The 16,206-nt window shown below is 61.4% G+C and carries 15 protein-coding genes; 6 read left to right on the top strand and 9 right to left on the bottom strand.

The window, feature by feature from the left end; genetic code table 11:
• Positions 1-130 precede the first annotated feature (130 nt).
• Together betT and CQ019_RS15545 are read right to left on the bottom strand one after the other, a co-directional pair.
• Entirely contained in the window at positions 131-2,296 is a 2,166-nt protein-coding gene (betT, locus tag CQ019_RS15550; protein WP_105554136.1) for a choline BCCT transporter BetT, read from the bottom strand.
• A gap of 219 nt (positions 2,297-2,515) precedes the next feature.
• Positions 2,516-3,628 carry a mannose-1-phosphate guanylyltransferase gene (locus tag CQ019_RS15545; RefSeq protein WP_105570080.1) on the bottom strand — a complete coding sequence of 371 codons (1,113 nt, stop codon included), beginning with the start codon at positions 3,626-3,628 and terminating at the stop codon, positions 2,516-2,518.
• A gap of 247 nt (positions 3,629-3,875) precedes the next feature.
• On the opposite strand from CQ019_RS15545, the gene sdhC reads away from it, so the two are divergent.
• The 6 genes from sdhC (at position 3,876) to CQ019_RS15520 (ending at position 9,124) form a co-directional block, all read left to right on the top strand.
• Positions 3,876-4,289 (top strand): succinate dehydrogenase, cytochrome b556 subunit, encoded by a 414-nt coding sequence (gene sdhC, locus CQ019_RS15540; protein ID WP_170947871.1) that lies wholly within the window; start codon positions 3,876-3,878, stop codon positions 4,287-4,289.
• A gap of 3 nt (positions 4,290-4,292) precedes the next feature.
• Entirely contained in the window at positions 4,293-4,736 is a 444-nt protein-coding gene (locus CQ019_RS15535; protein ID WP_096288996.1) for a succinate dehydrogenase hydrophobic membrane anchor subunit, read from the top strand.
• Positions 4,737-4,784: 48 nt separating this feature from the next.
• Positions 4,785-6,572, top strand: coding sequence for a succinate dehydrogenase flavoprotein subunit (gene sdhA, locus CQ019_RS15530; protein ID WP_105554137.1), 1,788 nt, complete (start codon positions 4,785-4,787; stop codon positions 6,570-6,572).
• Positions 6,572-7,354: a succinate dehydrogenase iron-sulfur subunit gene (locus tag CQ019_RS15525; RefSeq protein ID WP_096289000.1), complete on the top strand. Its 783-nt coding sequence runs from the start codon at positions 6,572-6,574 to the stop codon at positions 7,352-7,354. The genes sdhA and CQ019_RS15525 overlap by 1 nt, the downstream gene beginning before the upstream one ends.
• A gap of 120 nt (positions 7,355-7,474) precedes the next feature.
• Complete coding sequence (locus CQ019_RS18590; RefSeq protein WP_176484302.1) at positions 7,475-7,636, top strand: hypothetical protein; 162 nt, start codon at positions 7,475-7,477, stop codon at positions 7,634-7,636.
• Positions 7,637-7,657: 21 nt separating this feature from the next.
• On the top strand, positions 7,658-9,124 hold the full coding sequence (locus tag CQ019_RS15520) for a catalase (protein ID WP_096289002.1): 1,467 nt from the start codon (positions 7,658-7,660) through the stop codon (positions 9,122-9,124).
• A 97-nt stretch (positions 9,125-9,221) separates the two neighbouring features.
• Here the strand turns inward: CQ019_RS15520 and dctA are convergent, their stop codons facing one another.
• The 7 genes from dctA to CQ019_RS15485 form a co-directional block, all read right to left on the bottom strand.
• Positions 9,222-10,664: a C4-dicarboxylate transporter DctA gene (gene dctA / locus CQ019_RS15515; RefSeq protein ID WP_096289004.1), complete on the bottom strand. Its 1,443-nt coding sequence runs from the start codon at positions 10,662-10,664 to the stop codon at positions 9,222-9,224.
• A 165-nt stretch (positions 10,665-10,829) separates the two neighbouring features.
• Positions 10,830-11,927 carry a tartrate dehydrogenase gene (locus tag CQ019_RS15510; RefSeq protein WP_096289006.1) on the bottom strand — a complete coding sequence of 366 codons (1,098 nt, stop codon included), beginning with the start codon at positions 11,925-11,927 and terminating at the stop codon, positions 10,830-10,832.
• A 115-nt stretch (positions 11,928-12,042) separates the two neighbouring features.
• Positions 12,043-12,948: a LysR family transcriptional regulator gene (locus CQ019_RS15505; RefSeq protein ID WP_096289008.1), complete on the bottom strand. Its 906-nt coding sequence runs from the start codon at positions 12,946-12,948 to the stop codon at positions 12,043-12,045.
• A gap of 192 nt (positions 12,949-13,140) precedes the next feature.
• Positions 13,141-13,617: a 2'-5' RNA ligase family protein gene (locus CQ019_RS15500; protein WP_176484303.1), complete on the bottom strand. Its 477-nt coding sequence runs from the start codon at positions 13,615-13,617 to the stop codon at positions 13,141-13,143.
• A 62-nt stretch (positions 13,618-13,679) separates the two neighbouring features.
• Positions 13,680-14,717: a tryptophan--tRNA ligase gene (trpS, locus tag CQ019_RS15495; protein ID WP_176484304.1), complete on the bottom strand. Its 1,038-nt coding sequence runs from the start codon at positions 14,715-14,717 to the stop codon at positions 13,680-13,682.
• A gap of 16 nt (positions 14,718-14,733) precedes the next feature.
• The gene (locus tag CQ019_RS15490) at positions 14,734-15,579 is read right to left on the bottom strand and encodes an exodeoxyribonuclease III (protein ID WP_181148545.1); all 846 of its coding nucleotides are present in this window, start codon (positions 15,577-15,579) and stop codon (positions 14,734-14,736) included.
• A gap of 68 nt (positions 15,580-15,647) precedes the next feature.
• Positions 15,648-16,151 carry a hypothetical protein gene (locus CQ019_RS15485; protein ID WP_105554139.1) on the bottom strand — a complete coding sequence of 168 codons (504 nt, stop codon included), beginning with the start codon at positions 16,149-16,151 and terminating at the stop codon, positions 15,648-15,650.
• Positions 16,152-16,206 lie beyond the last annotated feature (55 nt).

Below are 16,206 nucleotides of genomic sequence, written 5' to 3'. Positions count from 1 at the left end.
AGGGCTACCGGCTGACCATTGGCCGGGCAGAAGATCTGCCTGGTCGCGGCCGAGCTGGCCGGGCCAAAGCTGCCGTCAATATAAATCGTCGCGGCATTGAGCAGTAGCTCGTTTTGGTTCTGCGGAAAACTCATGACTCGTCCTTCGTCTTAGTTATCAGGGGAATAGAGGAAGTTTCAAAGTCCGACTCCCAGTCAGACTTTCCGGCTCCCGCCGCGTTGATCTGGCTGGGTCCATCGGATTCGATCTGTGCGTTCAGGAAGGTGAGGTGCGCTTCGTACTGGTCCAGCACATCGCAGATGAGCTGCTCTTTGCTCAGCCCCATCAGGTCGTATCCGTGGCTGCCTTCTTGGGAGAAGACTTCGATGCGGTAATAGATGTCGTCGCCCGCGGAGACTCTCGCGTAGCTCGGTACCGGAAGCTGGACCGGGTACACCTGGTATTTGAAGGGACGTTCCTGCCCGTTGCCGACTACCAGGTCCAGGGAGTCGAGGTTCAGGTTATGCACCGCTTCGGTCTCCAGCTGAACAGCTGCGCCGCGGGCGGTGAACTCCTCGCTCACCTCGCGCAGTGCAGGCTCGGCCACCTCAGCGAGGTAACGCTGCACCGCCCGGTGCCCGGGATAATTCATCGCCCGGGACAGGCGCTGCTTCCAGCTGCGCCGTTCGGAGCTGGGACCCATCCGGCTGCTCAGCACCTTGTGCATGGCCCCTTGATAGCTATCGGCCAGCGCAGATTCAACCCGCAGCGATTTAAACAGTCCCAGCATGATGAAGAGCAGCACGAAGGAGAAGGGAAGACCCATGATGACGGTCGCGCCTTGCAGGGTGGGCACGCCATCGACGAAGAGCATGCCCAAGGTCAGCAGGCCCGTGGCCAGCGACCAGAACAGGCGCACCGGCTTCGAACCGTCCGATTGCGCATCCTTCAGATGCGAGGTGAAGTTCGCCATCACCAGGGCACCGGAGTCGGCGCTGGTGACGTAGAACAGCAGGCCGGTGAAGGTGGCGATCGCCGCGGTGATGGGGGTACCCGGGTACTGCTCGAGCAGCGAATAGAAGGCCCGCTCGGGGGTGTTCATGGCGACCTCGCCGAAGGCCTCATTTCCGCCGCGCACCAGCGCCAGCGCGCTGTTGCCGAAGATCGAGATCCACAACAGGATGAAGGCGAAAGGAACTACCAGAACGCCGGTGACAAACTGGCGAATGGTTCGCCCACGCGAAATGCGGGCGAGGAACAGTCCGACGAAGGGCGCCCAGGCAATCCACCACGCCCAGAAGAAGAGCGTCCAGCCATTGAGCCACTCATCGGGTCGGTCATAGGCGAAGGTATCCAGCGCCATGCCAGGGAAGTTCGCGAGGCTGTCGCCGATGTTGATGATGATGCCGTCGAAGAGGTAGGCGGTACCGCCGACGATCAGCACAAAGAGCATCAGCGCAATGCACAGCAACACGTTGAGTTCGGATAGCCGGCGAATGCCTTTTTCCACACCGGTCAGTACCGAGATCGTGGCCATGAAGACGGCCGAGACGATCAGCACGATCTGCCAGCTCATGTTCTCGGGAATTCCGAACATGAAATTCAACCCATAGTTCAGCTGGGCCACGCCGATGCCCAGCGAGGTCGCGATGCCGAAAATCGTACCCAGCATGGCCGCGATATCCACGGAGTGGCCGATCCAGCCATTGATCCGGCGGCCCAGCAGCGGGTAGAGGGCGGAGCGGATCGACAGCGGAAGATTGTGCCGGTAGGCAAAATAGCCCAGCGCCAGTCCGATCAGCGCGTAGAGCCCCCATCCCAGCAGTCCGTAGTGGAAGAGCGTCCAGACCACCGCTTGGCGGGCCGCCTCAACGGTTGAGCCCTCTCCGGTAGGTGGCGCCAGGTACTGCGTGATCGGTTCGGCCACCGAGAAGAACATCAGGTCGATGCCGATGCCGGCCGCGAAAAGCATCGAAGCCCAGGTGAAAACGTTGAAGGTCGGCCGTGAATGATCCGGCCCCAGCCGGGTCTTGCCGACCTTCGAAATGGCGATGCTGATGACGAAGACGAGCACGGAGACGACGATGAGCGTGTAGTACCAGCCGAAGTTCTTGCCGATCCAGGCGACCGTGGCTCCGATCACCGCGTCGGCAGACTCCCTATCGAGAATGGCCCACAGGGCGATGCCGAGCACCAGCGAGGCCGAACCGAAAAAGACAACTCGATTGATTCGAGTTTCTTTCTGGACCGGTTCGGGCACCTTGGCTTGGTCGTTGGGTTTGCTTGGCGGTTCGGAATCATTCTTAGCCGTTGACATGCGTTCAAACCTACTCAAATTCGTGTCGAAAAGCACCCGAAACCGTGAATCCGAGGCACCGCGAGCATCCGAATTTGTGCCGCCGGGTCTAGTTATACCGGCTTGCTGGCGCGCCTGGCCGCCTTCGCCATCCGCTGCTTCGAGATAGTCCTCACAACCAACAAAAACGCCCGTGACCTATCCTTTCGAGTCGGCCGCGGGCGTCGGAAACTGCGTGCGCTAGAGCACGTCGGTAGCTCCGGAGGCCTTGAGCTTCTCCACCGTCTGCTTGACCTTCTGCGCGTGCTCCTTGGTCGTGACGAGCAAGGCGTCGGCCGTATCCACGACGATCACATCGTCGATTCCGATCAGCGCAACCACCCGGGGGCGATCCCCATAGACCACGCCGGTGGCATTATCCGAATACACCCGAACGTTCTCCCCCAGGGAGATCACCCCGGTGTCCTCGCTGGCCTTGTTCAGCCGACCGATGGCGGCGAAGTCCCCGACGTCATCCCAGTTGAAAACGCCGGGAATCACCGCGACGTCGCCGGCGGCCGCGGCGGGCTCGGCCACCGCGTAGTCGATCGCGATCTTGGGCAGGTCGGTCCAGACCTCGTTCATGACGGCTTCGCGCTCGTCGGTATCCCACGCCTCGGCGATGCGCATCAGGCCGGCATGCAGATCTGGCTCGTTCGACTTGAGGTGCTCGAGCATCAGCCCCACGGGGGCGACGAACATTCCGGCATTCCAGAGGAATCCGCCGCCGGCCAGGTAGCCGCGGGCCGTATCCTCATCCGGCTTCTCCACGAATTCCACGACGGCGCGGGCGGTGGGCGCGTTGGCAACTTTTAGCAAATCGCCGGCCTTGATGTAGCCAAAGGCCGTCGAGGCATGAGTCGGATGGATGCCGATCGTCACGATCTTGCCCGTGGCCGCGGTATGGATCGCTTCGCTCAGCGCCTTCTGGAAGATGTCCACCGGGCCAATGACCTGGTCGGCGGCGAAAGAACCCATGATGATATTCGGGTCACGGCGATACAGGATGGCTGCGGCGAGTCCGATCGCGGCCGCCGAATCACGTGGCTCGGGTTCGAGCACCAGGTTCTCGTCACACAGTTCGGGGAGCTGGTCCATGACCGCGCCGCGGTGGGCACGACCGGTGACGACCATAATCCGCTCACCGGCCAATGGCACCAACCTGTCGTACGTCGCACGGATCAGGGTAGAACCCGAGCCGGTGAGATCGTGCAGGAATTTGGGAGCCGAGGCTCGGGAGAGGGGCCACAGTCGGGTTCCGACGCCACCGGCCGGAATCACGCCATGGAATCGCGCTAAAAGGTCTGCATTCACGAGCACAACACTAATTCATTCGGTGGGCAAACCCGGTCATTGAAGCTCTCGGGCGATCAATAAATACGAAACGTGTCTATGCGTTATTACGCGCGTATTTCCGGCCTTCTGGCGCATATTTGCCACTATTCGGTGAACATACTCACAAGGGCGAGACTCAAGATAGAACCGAGGCTCATATGTGGTTTAGACTCGCACAAGGAACGCTCGCACAAGTGCGTCAAATCTCATTGTGTGCAATATACACATGCGCCGTTGCGAGCCTTGGAGGTTTAGTTCAGTGTCGAAGACTTCGTCAGGCACCCTATACCGCGGCCGTGAAGGCATGTGGTCCTGGGTGGGACACCGGGTCACCGGTGTCGTTATTTTCCTTTTTCTTTTAGTGCACGTGCTTGATACAGCACTTGTACGCGTCGATGCCAGTGCATACGACGCAGTGATTGCCACGTACAAAAACCCCCTGATGGCACTCGGTGAAACCGCTTTGGTCGCCGCCATCCTCTTCCACGCATTCAATGGACTGCGTCTGATCTTGGTTGACTTCTGGAAGCAGGGCACCAAGTACCAGCGCCAGCTGTTGTGGGGCGTCATCGGCGTTTGGGTCGTTGTATTCGCCGGCTTCGCAATCCGCCACCTCTCGCTTGCATTCGGAGGACACTAAACCATGAGCGCAGAAATTGCTGCCCCCCGTAGCCAGCGTATAGACCCGAAGTATGTTCGCGGACCAAAGTCCCGCAGCAGCTTCGAGATGCTCGCATGGCTGTTCATGCGCCTATCCGGCGTAGTACTGGTCGTTCTGATCTTCGGTCACCTGATCGCCAACCTGCTGACCGGCACGGGCATTAACGCCCTGTCCTTCGGCTTCGTTGCCGGCAAGTGGGCCTCACCAATCTGGCAGTTCTGGGATTTGGCGCTGCTTTGGTTGGCGATGCTGCACGGCACCAACGGTGTGCGTACCATCATCAACGACTACGCCGAGAAGCACGCAACCCGTGCCTGGCTCAAGGGCGTCCTCTATGTGTCGACGATCTTCATCATCGTGCTTGGCTCCCTGGTGATCTTCACCTTCGATCCTTGCGTTGTGAACAGCCCGTTGCCACAGTGCTAAAACCCCTTTTTTAGCCACACAGATTTTTCAGAAAAGAGAGCATCAAGAATGCAGGTACACAAGTACGACGTAGTCATCGTCGGTGCCGGTGGTGCAGGTATGCGTGCCGCGATCGAGTCCGGTCAGCGCGCGCACACCGCAGTGCTTACCAAGCTTTACCCAACCCGTTCGCACACCGGTGCGGCCCAGGGCGGCATGTGCGCAGCACTTGCCAACGTCGAGGAAGACAACTGGGAGTGGCACACCTTCGACACCGTCAAGGGTGGCGACTACCTGGTGGACCAGGACGCAGCGGAGGTCATGGCGAAGGAAGCCATCGACGCCGTGCTCGACCTGGAAAAAATGGGTCTTCCGTTCAACCGCACCCCGGATGGCAAGATCGATCAGCGCCGCTTCGGCGGCCACACTCGTGACCACGGCAAGGCCGCCGTGCGTCGCGCCTGCTACGCAGCTGACCGCACCGGTCACATGATTCTGCAGACCCTGTACCAAAACTGCGTCAAGCACAACGTTGAGTTCTACAACGAGTACTACGTGCTGGATATGCTCATGGTTGAGGAGGATGCCTACCGCGAGGACGGCACCGCCTACAAGCAGAAGCGCGTTGCCGGCGTCGTTTCCTACGATCTGGCTACCGGCGAGCTGCACATCTTCCAGGCCAAGTCGGTTGTCTTCGCAACCGGCGGCGCGGGCAAGGTCTTCAAGACCACCTCGAACGCACACACCCTGACCGGCGACGGCATGGGCATCGCCTTCCGCAAGGGCATCCCGCTGGAAGACATGGAATTCGTGCAGTTCCACCCGACCGGCCTGGCCGGCTTGGGCATCCTGCTTTCCGAAGCGGCCCGTGGCGAAGGCGCGATCCTGCGCAACTCCGAGGGTGAGCGCTTCATGGAGCGTTATGCTCCGACCATTAAGGACCTCGCTCCGCGTGACATCGTCGCACGTTCGATGGCCAATGAGGTGCGTGAAGGCCGCGGCTGCGGCCCGAACAAGGACTACGTGCTGCTCGACCTGACCCACCTGGAACCGGCGCATATCGATGCGAAGCTTCCAGACATCACCGAGTTCGCCCGCACCTACCTGGGCGTTGAGCCGTACACCGAGCCAGTTCCGGTCTTCCCGACCGCGCACTACGTGATGGGCGGCGTGCCAACCAACATCGAGGCCGAGGTCCTGCAGGACAACGACACCGTGATCCCGGGCCTCTTCGCCGCCGGCGAAGTTGCTTGCGTTTCGGTCCACGGCTCGAACCGTCTGGGCACCAACTCGCTGCTGGACATCAACGTGTTCGGCAAGCGCGCTGGCCTCTCCGCGGCCAAGTACGCGGCCACCGCGGACTTCGTGGAACTTCCGGAAGATCCAGAGAAGTTCACCAGCTCCCAGATCGACTCCATGCTGAACTCCACCGGCACCGAGCGCGTTTCGGTACTGCGCAAGGAACTTCAGGACATCATGGATGCGAACGTCCAGGTGTTCCGCGACAAGGATTCGCTGGATCGTGCACTGGTAGTCATCGAAGAACTGCGCGAGCGCTACAAGAATGTTTCGGTCCAGGACAAGGGCAAGCGTTTCAACCTTGACCTGCTTGAGGCCATCGAGCTCGGCTTCCTGCTGGACATGGCAGAGGTCATGACCGCTGCAGCCATGCACCGCAAGGAATCACGCGGCGGACACTACCGCGAAGATTACCCGAACCGCGACGACGAGAACTTCATGAAGCACTCGATGTCGTACCGCGACGCAACGGCTACCACCGAGGGCATTTCCGGCATTCGCATGGAAACCAAGCCCGTAATCTTCACCCGTTACCAGCCGATGGAGCGTAAGTACTAATGAGCACGGAACTTCCGGAACCAGCATCAAAGATTGAACTCAAGCCAGGTGTCGGCGGCGGCGGAGAGATCCCTACCTTCGACATCACCTTGCGTGTTCGCCGGTACACCCCGGAGAGCACCGCTGACGCTTACTGGGAAGACTTCAAGCTGACCATGTACGGCACGGACCGCGTGCTGGACGCCCTGCACAAGATCAAGTGGGAGCACGACGGTTCGCTGTCCTTCCGCCGCTCTTGCGCCCACGGCGTCTGCGGTTCCGATGCGATGCGCATCAACGGCCGCAACCGCCTGGCCTGCAAGTCCCTGCTCAAGGATCTGGACACCTCCAAGCCGATCACCGTTGAAGCCATCAAGGGCCTGCCCCTTGAAAAGGATCTCATCGTTGACATGGAACCGTTCTTCCAGTCCTACCGCGAGGTCATGCCGTTCCTGATCAACGAAGGCCATGAGCCTTCCGGCGAGCGTTACCAGTCGGCAGAAGACCACGCCAAGTTCGAGGACACTACCAAGTGCATTCTTTGCGCCGCGTGCACCTCGTCTTGCCCGGTCTTCTGGACCGACGGCCAGTACTTCGGCCCGGCAGCCATCGTCAACGCGCACCGCTTCATCTTCGACTCGCGCGATGATGCAGGCGACATGCGTCTGGAGATCCTGAACGACAAGGAAGGCGTGTGGCGTTGCCGCACCACCTTCAACTGCTCCGAAGCTTGCCCACGTGGCATCCAGGTGACCAAGGCTATCGCCGAGGTCAAGCAGGCGATCCTGTCGCGCACCATCTAAGGATTCATCCTTAACCCGCCAAGGGGCTCGAACCATCCGGTTCGGGCCCCTTCGCGTTAACTGCTGGCAACCAGCGGAGGAATTCCCTCCAGCGTATTTTGACCGATTCTGATTTGTGGCATGATGAGCAACAAGGGAGCTGGCGGCGACGCCAGCAGCCCTAAAAATTTCACAGACTTCCACGCACGCCACCCGTCCGTGGTTGAGGCCCATGCACAGGGCGTCCGCGTCGCAGCTGCCCGCGGAGCGCACGGGGTAAACCCGTTCCTGGCAAACATGTAATTTCCACGCAAAGGAGAAACAATGGCTGAGAACAAGAACGTGAACCCCTCTGGTTCGACCACCCAGGCTGGCATTCCGACGGTCAGCGATCGCAACTCGCTCACCGTAGGCGCCGACGGGCCAATCGTCCTGCACGACCACCACCTGGTCGAAACCCTGCAGCACTTCAACCGGATGAACGTTCCGGAACGCCGCCCGCATGCCAAGGGCTCCGGCGCTTTCGGCGAATTCGAAACCACCGAAGACGTTTCGCAGTACACCAAGGCGGCCCTGTTCCAGCCCGGCGTCAAAACCGAAACCCTGATGCGCTTCTCCACCGTCGCTGGCGAGCTCGGCTCCCCGGACACCTGGCGCGATGTGCGCGGCTTCTCGATGAAGTTCTACACCACCGAAGGCAACTTCGATCTGGTCGGCAACAACACCCCGGTATTCTTCGTGCGCGACCCGATGAAGTTCCCGCACTTCATCCGCTCGCAGAAGCGCCTGCCCGACTCTGGGCTGCGCGACGGCACCATGCAGTGGGACTTCTGGACGCAGAACCCCGAATCAGCCCACCAGGTCACCTACATCATGGGCCAGCGCGGCCTGCCGAAGACCTGGCGCGAAATGAACGGCTACGGATCGCACACCTACATGTGGGTCAACGCCAATGGCGAGAAGTTCTGGGTGAAGTACCACTTCCTGAACCAGCAGTCCGAGAAGTTCGAAACCATGGGCGGGGAGAGGGCCGAATCGCTGGCCGGCTCCGATGCCGAATTCCACCGCCGCGACCTGTTCGAGAACATCAAGGCCGGCAACTTCCCGAAGTGGGACCTGTACATCCAGGTCATGCCGTACGACGAGGCCAAGACCTACCGCTACAACCCATTCGATCTGACCAAGGTCTGGTCGAAGAAGGACTACCCGCGCATCAAGGTCGGCACGATGACGTTGAACCGCAACCCGGAGAACTTCTTCGCGCAGATCGAACAGGCGGCTTTCTCCCCGGGCAATATGGTTCCCGGCATGGGCATGAGCCCGGACAAGATGCTGCTGGGCCGCAACTTCGCCTACGCGGATGCCCAGCGCTACCGCATCGGCACCAACTTCCAGCAGCTGCCGGTGAACAAGCCGAAATGCCCGGTCACCTCGTACAACTTCGAGGGAAGCATGACCTACGAGCACACCTCGGATCGCAGCGTCTACGCCCCGAACTCCTTCGGCGACAGCTACAGCGACCAGACCGGTCCGGCGGAGAACTCCTTCGAGTCCGATGGCGAGCTGGTCCGCTCGGCCTACACCCTGCGTGAGGACGATGGCGACTTCGTCCAGCCAGGCATCCTGGTGCGCGAGGTGATGGACGACGCCCAGCGCGCCGAACTCGTGGAAACCGTCACCGGCGCGCTGGGCGGAGTGATCGAACCGGTGCTCACCAACGCCATCGAATACTGGAAGAATATCGACCCGGACGTCGGAGCCAAGATCGAAGCCAACGTGCGCGCCCAGTAGGCATTGCGCGGCGCTCTTCCGGGTGCAGGAGAGTGAGCTGAAACAGGTTGGTCCCCGCGAACATTCGCGGGGACCAACCTGTTTTTTTGCTTAACCGTTAGCGTGCTGTAGCTCCCGTTAGCGATTCTGACTGATTTTCGGGTTCATCGCACTTATGCGGATCGGGTTCCGATTCCAGGACTGCTTCCGTTTCATGCTCCGGGGAGACTTGCTCCCGGTTTGTGCCCGTTGCTCCAAGGGCGGGAACGTCTTCCCCGTTGAAAACCCGGCGGACCCGGTCGATATCCAGGGATTTGTCCCACCAGGCGATGAACAACGTAGCCACCGCATTGCCGCAGAAGTTCACCAGAGCACGGCACTCGGACATGAATTTGTCGATGCCGAAGATCAGCATAATGCCCGCTGCCGGAATGGTGCCCAATGTGCTCAGCGTTGCCGTCAGTGCGATGAATCCACCGCCGGCCACGCCTGCCGCGCCCTTCGAGGTCAGCAGCATCACCGCAAGCATTCCAATCTGCTGACCGACGGTAAGGTCCGTGTTGGTGGCCTGGGCTATATACACGGCAGCCAGCGACAGGTAGATCGCCGCCCCATCGAGGTTGAAGCTGTAGCCGGTAGGGACCACCAGGCCCACGGTTTCCTTCTTCACTCCTGCATGTTCCAGCTTCTTCATCAGCCCCGGAAGAGCCGGTTCGGCCGTTGAGGTACCCAGGATCAGCAGCAGTTCTTCGCGGAAGTGCTTAAACATCTTGAAAATGTTCAGTCCCAAGAAGGCCATGATTCCGCCAAGGAAGAAGACGACGAAGACGATAGAAGTGCCATAGAAGAGCAGGATCAGCCAGCCCAAGCTTGAGAGCGTTTCCACCCCGTATTTGCCCACGGCGAAGGCCATGGCGCCAAAGGCGCCCAGCGGGGCTGCTTTCATGATGAAGTTCAACACCTTGAAGATGACCGTTGTCAGACGCTGAACCATCTCCAGCACCGGGGCACCTATTTTACCGACCGCGTTGATCGCGATACCGAACACCACAGCCATGAAAATGATCTGCAGGATGTCGCCCTCGACGAATGGCGAAGCGACGGATCCCGGGATGATATGGGTGAGGAATTCCCACCACTGCTGGTTCTCGCCCTTGTCTATGAGTTCGGCCGCCTGGCCGGTGGTTTCGATCTTGCTCGCATCGGCGTTCACACCGTCACCCAAGCGGAAGATGTTGATCGCTACTAGTCCCAGGAGCATTGCGCAGATGGTGCCGATCTGGAAGTAGCCTAATGCCTTTAGCCCCGTGGCTCCGACCTTCTTCAGGTCGGCAACGCTGGCGATGCCGCCAACAATGGTCAAAAAGACGATGGGACCGATGAGCATTTTCATCGCTTCGACAAATGTCGTACCGATCGGTTGCATGGCTTGACCGGTCTTCGGCGCGAGCCAGCCCAGAATGATGCCGGCGACGATGGCGATCAGCACCCAGAAGTACAATTGCCGGTACCAGCGCTTGCGTACGGGAGGGTTGCTTTCGCTGTGCATGGTATTGCCCATGATTCCTACCTCAGTGTTGGAATAAGTCTTACTCCGTGGATCTCAGGCGTGCTTAGGAGCGAGACTAGAAAATATGTGGGGGGTCGAAGACTAAGTCGCTCCGTGGGCGGAGTGCGGACTCTCGGGTCGGGTCGAGCACCCGACCCGAGAGCGCCGTGGCGCAGCTTAGACGGCTGCCAGGGTGCTGCTCAGCGCGTGGACGATGGCTTCGGTGACTGCTTCCGTGTCGGCGTTGCCGCCGATGTCCCGGGTCAGGTTTCCGGAGCCGGTGGCGACCTCGATGGCCGCCTCCACTCGGCGCGCCTCCTGCTCAAGGCCAAAGTGCTCGAGCATCAGCGCGGCGCTGGCGATCGCACCAATCGGATTGCAGATCCCCTGGCCAGCGATATCCGGAGCGGTGCCGTGGACCGGTTCGAACATCGAGGGGAAACGGCGTTCCGGATTCAGGTTCGCGCTGGCCGCCAGGCCCAGGCTGCCGGCGAGAGCCGATCCGAGATCCGAAAGGATGTCCGCATTGAGATTTGAGGCCACGACCACCGAGAGTTCTTCCGGATTCAGGATGAACTTCGCGCTCATCGCGTCGACGAGCACGCTTTCAGTGCGCACCTCCGGGTAATCCAGGGCCACCCGGTTGAAGACCTCGTCCCAGAGCACCATGCCGTACTGCTGGGCATTCGATTTGGTGACTGAGGAGACCTTCTTCACCGTGCGAGTGCGAGCCAGATCGAAGGCGAAGCGGATGATGCGTTCGCAGCCCTTCTCGCTGAACAACGCGGTCTGCAACGCGATTTCGTTGCCCGGTCCACGGCCCGATAGGTTGCGCCCGCCCAGTCCCGCGTACTCGCCCTCGCTATTCTCGCGCACGACGATCCAATCAAGTTCGGTGTCGTCGGCCTTGCGCAGCGGCGAGGTGACACCGGGCAGGAACTTCACTGGTCGGATGTTGGCCCACTGGTCGAAGTTCTGCGTGATGTTCAGGCGCAGACCCCACAGGCTGACATGGTCGGGGACGTTTTCCCAACCGACGGCACCGAAATAGATCGAGTCGAAGTCCTTCAACGTTTCCAGTCCGTTCGGATCCATCATGACCCCGTGCTGGGCGTAGTATTCACAGCCCCAAGGAAATTCGGTCCAGTCGAAGGCGAATTTGCCCGAGGATTGCTCGGCGATGGTGTCAAGCACGCGGCGCCCCGCCGCAACAACTTCCTTGCCGACGCCGTCGGCCGGGATTGAAGCGATCTTGAATACCTTGGTCTGGCTCATAGCGTTCTCCTCTGGAGTGAAAGTGTTCCGCGTCACATGCGAACTTAGTTTCAATTAGACCGGCTCCGCTGAATTGCGTCCAAGACTGAAATTGCATATTCCGAATAGGAAAAACCTATGAGTGGTGGCCAAGACTCGACGCGGCATACGCTTCGGCGACGCTCAGAAACGCCCGGGCTGCCGGCGTCAGGTTCGACTGCCTGCTGATAATCGCCACATGCAATTCGGCCACAGGCTCCAGCCGCGTCACGCGAAGTCCCGAACGGCGCGCCAGCGGCGCCCACGAGACGGGGAGGATCGCGTGCCCCACGCCGGCCAACACCAGCGGAAGTATCGAGGTGCGATGTGCAACCTCCGCCACGATCTCAATGTTGACGCCACCGGCGAGAAGGTCGTCAACCAGGGCGCGCATCAGTGAGCCCCGCTGCGAGATGATGACGCGTTCCCCACCGAGATCCTGGCCACTGAGCACCTCGCGTGCCCCAAAATTATCGGCCGTCGGATTGATGATCAGCATCAGCGGCTGGCGTTCGAGTTGCACCACGTCGACCCCGGGGGCGGTGATGGGCCGATCCGCGCCAAGCAGTCCTATTTCATTGCTGCCGTTACGCACCGAGGAAACCACATCGTCGACGGTAAACGCCGCGGCGGTGCTCACGGAGATCTGCGGATAGCGTTCGGTGTAGCCGGCTATCAGCGTGGTCAGCGGTTCGATTGCGGGCGAGGGCATGGCGATCAGCTCCAGGCGCCCGCGGCGCACCCCCTTCAACGCTGACATGGCCGAATGCGCGGCATCCAGGTCCCGGACCACCAGTCGCGCGGGTCCCACAAGCTCCTTGCCGGCCTCGCTGAGCACGGCCCTGCGCCCGACCCTGTGGAATAGCGGCAGCCCGATTTCCCGTTCAAGGCTTTTGATAGTTTGCGACAGCGATGGTTGTGCGATCAGCAAATGCTCGGCCGCCCGATTGAACCCCTCATGGTCGACCACCGCTAGAAAATACCTCAGCTGCCGAACATCCATGTCTCTCCTCCGCCGCGTTGCCCTGGCCATCACCGTGGCCCACTGACTATTATGTGATGCACCCCACGGGTCGCGTCACATCGTGAGTCAGTATGTGTAGCGCTGTTGGGGTTCCGTGCAGCTGGCCGGACAGAGAAAAACCCCGTGGAACATTTTTGTTCCACGGGGTTTTTGCTTTCCGTTCGGTTAACGCTAGCATCGCAGCGCGAGTTCCTCGCTGAGATTCCACGCCCCGCCGCGGGTGTCGAACAGCTGCAAAGTCCGCACCTCGAAGCTCAGCTCCACCTCGCGCAGCTGTTCCTGCGCGGCATCCAGGTCCGCACTGGGCACGTTCTGCGCGATCGTCAGGTGCGGGTGGTACTCGAATTGCGATTCGTGGCGCAACTGGTCGGCCAGCAGCTGCCGATGCAGCTCCCAGCACCGCTCGGCCCCCGCCGCCAGCGGCAGGTAGACCACCTCGCTGGCCGGGCGGAAGGAGCCGACCGAGGCGAGCCGCACCTCAAAGCACGCACTGCCCTGGGCAACTCGGCGCACCTGCCTGGCCGCCTGCTCCCAGGACTCGCCGTAGGACCCGGAAATCAAGGTGATATGCGGGGCGATCGGCTCGGTCGCCGCTCCCCCATAAACCCGCCGCCATTCGCGCAGCACGCTGCGCTGTGGTTCGGGCACGGGAATGACGACCCCCAGCGTGAAGCGGGGCTCGAGCATTCCGGCCTGCGGCTCGATCACGGTTAGCCGTGGCTTCCCAGCGGCGGCAGGAAGCCGACCTTCTCGTAGACATCGGTTATCGTCGCCGAGGCCACCGTGCGCGCCTTGGCGGCCCCGGCCAGCAGCAGCCGGTCCAGTTCCGCCGGGTCATCGAGCAACGCCAGGGTGCGCTCGCGGATCGGGGTGAGCCGTTCCACCACGGCCTCGGCCACGGCCACCTTCAGGTGCCCGTACATCTTGCCCTCGAATTCGGCGACCAGCTCGGTCACCTGGCGCCCGGTCATCGCCGCCAGGATGTCCAGCAGGTTCGAGACCCCGGGCTGCTCCTGCCGGTCGTAGGCGACGACGCTGCCCGCATCGGTGACCGCGGACTTGATCCGCTTGGCGATCAGCTTCGGCTCGTCGAGCACGTTGATCAGCCCGGCCGGGGACTCTGCGGACTTGGACATCTTGGAGGTCGGGTTCGCCAGGTCGTAGATGCGCGCCCCTTCCTTCGGGATGAAGGCCTCGGGCACCACAAAGGTCTCGCCGAAGCGGTGGTTGAAGCGCTTGGCCAGGTCGCGGGCCAGCTCCACATGCTGGCGCTGGTCATCGCCCACCGGCACGCCTTGGGGCTGGTAGAGCAGGATGTCCGCGGCCATCAGCATCGGGTAGGTGAACAGCCCGACGCTGGACTGGTCGGACCCGCCCTTGGAGCTCTTGTCCTTGAACTGGGTCATCCGGCTCGCCTCGCCGAAACCGGTGAGGCAGTTCAGCACCCAGGCCAGCTGCGCGTGCTCGGGGACCTGGGACTGGACGAACAGCGTGGATTTCTCCAGATCGATGCCGCCGGCGATGTACTGGGCCGCGGTCACCCGGGTGCGCTTGCGCAGCTCGGCCGGGTCCTGCGGCACGGTGATCGCGTGCATATCGGGGATGAAGAAGAACGCCTCGTAGTCGTCCTGGGCCTTGACCCAGTTGACCAGCGCGCCGAGGTAGTTGCCCAGGTGCAGCGAGTCGGCCGAGGGCTGCATGCCCGACAGGACGCGGGGACGGGTGGTGGTGGCGAATGTTTCGCTCATGGGATGAAGTGGTCCTTTAGAACTGGTAGTCGACGACCAGCGGTGCATGGTCGGAGAAGCGCAGATCGTAGGCCGAGGCACGGTCTACGTGGGATTTGATGGCCTTCGCCGCGAGCTGCGGCGTGGCCATCTGGTAATCGATGCGCCAACCGGCATTATTGTCGAAGGCCTGCCCGCGGAAAGACCACCAGGTGTAGGGACCCTGGGCTTCGGGGCCGGCCAGTTCGCGGGCCACGTCCTTGTACCCGATCTCCGCGCCGAAGAACCCGTCGAAGTAGGCGATCTCCTCGTCCATCACGCCGGCGCGCTTATTGTGGTTCGGCTTCCAGTTCTTGATGTCCTTCTCGGTGTGCACGACGTTCAAATCGCCCACCACCAGCACGTGGTCCTTCTCGTTCTTCAGCTCGAGCAGGCGCACGTTCATGCGTTGAAGGAAACGGTACTTGTCCACCTGCTTCTGGGTGTTCAGCTCCCCGGAGTGCACATAGGCGGAGACCACGCACAGCGTGCTGCCGTCTTCCATGCTGAAGTCCGCTTCCACCCAGCGCCCGGATTCGGCGAAGTACTCCTCGCCGATATCCCCGCGCACCGCGGTCGGCTCGGCGCGCGAAAGCACCGCCACCCCGGCGCGGCCCTTGTCCTTGGCTTCGGCGTGCAGAATGTGCCAGCCCTCGCCGATCAGCTCGCGCACGATCGCATCCGGCGCGCGCACCTCCTGCAGGCACAGGATGTCCGCGTCGCGGGCGGCGATCCAGTCGGCCATATTGCGCTTGTAGGCCGCGCGAATGCCGTTGACGTTGACCGAGGCGACGCGCACGGCGCCCTGAAGCTTGCTCAAAATTTCCACGCTGGTAGGTATCACAGTTCCACCTTACAAAAAGACAGCGCAACGTTCGGCGTGAACGTTGCGCTGCGCGGTAACAAAATAATTTAGTTGACGATCTCGCCGTCGATAGCCTCGCCGGAGGGCTTCATCATGTCGCGCGCGTTGGTCGCGGTCATTTGGATGGTTTCCAGGGCACGGTCGATCATTTCCGCGGAGTTCTCCGCGTTCTGCTCGCGCTGCTCGGCGATCACCCGGGCCTGCACCTGGATGATCTTGAAGGAATGGTCCAGCTTCATATCGCGCTGGCTCGTGCCTTCGTCGACGACGACGGTGGAGCCACCCTGCGCGCGGCCGGTGGCTGCCGCGGTGGCTTCGCGCAGCGAGCTGTTGATCTTATCCGCCCCGCGCTTCAGGCCGAACATCATGAACGCCGCAAGCAGCAGCCAGCCGGCGGAGATCGCGACGATGAACCAGCCGACGACCTCGTTCGAGTTGGCGGCGAACACGACCGCCACCAGGAGGACGACGACCATCACTGCCATGGCCAGAGTCGATGCGTTCAGGGTGACTTTCTTGCCCTGCTTCGCGGTGCTGCCTAGAGGTTCCATAGCTGAAATTATCTCATTTTGGCTCCGCGCTGACCAATTTTCAGGCCACCGGTTC

Origin of the sequence: Arthrobacter sp. MYb229 (assembly GCF_002975405.1) — a bacterium.
Classification (GTDB): domain Bacteria; phylum Actinomycetota; class Actinomycetes; order Actinomycetales; family Micrococcaceae; genus Glutamicibacter.
Note: the sequence above shows the minus strand (reverse complement) of the source record. Positions and strands in the feature narration are given on the sequence as shown.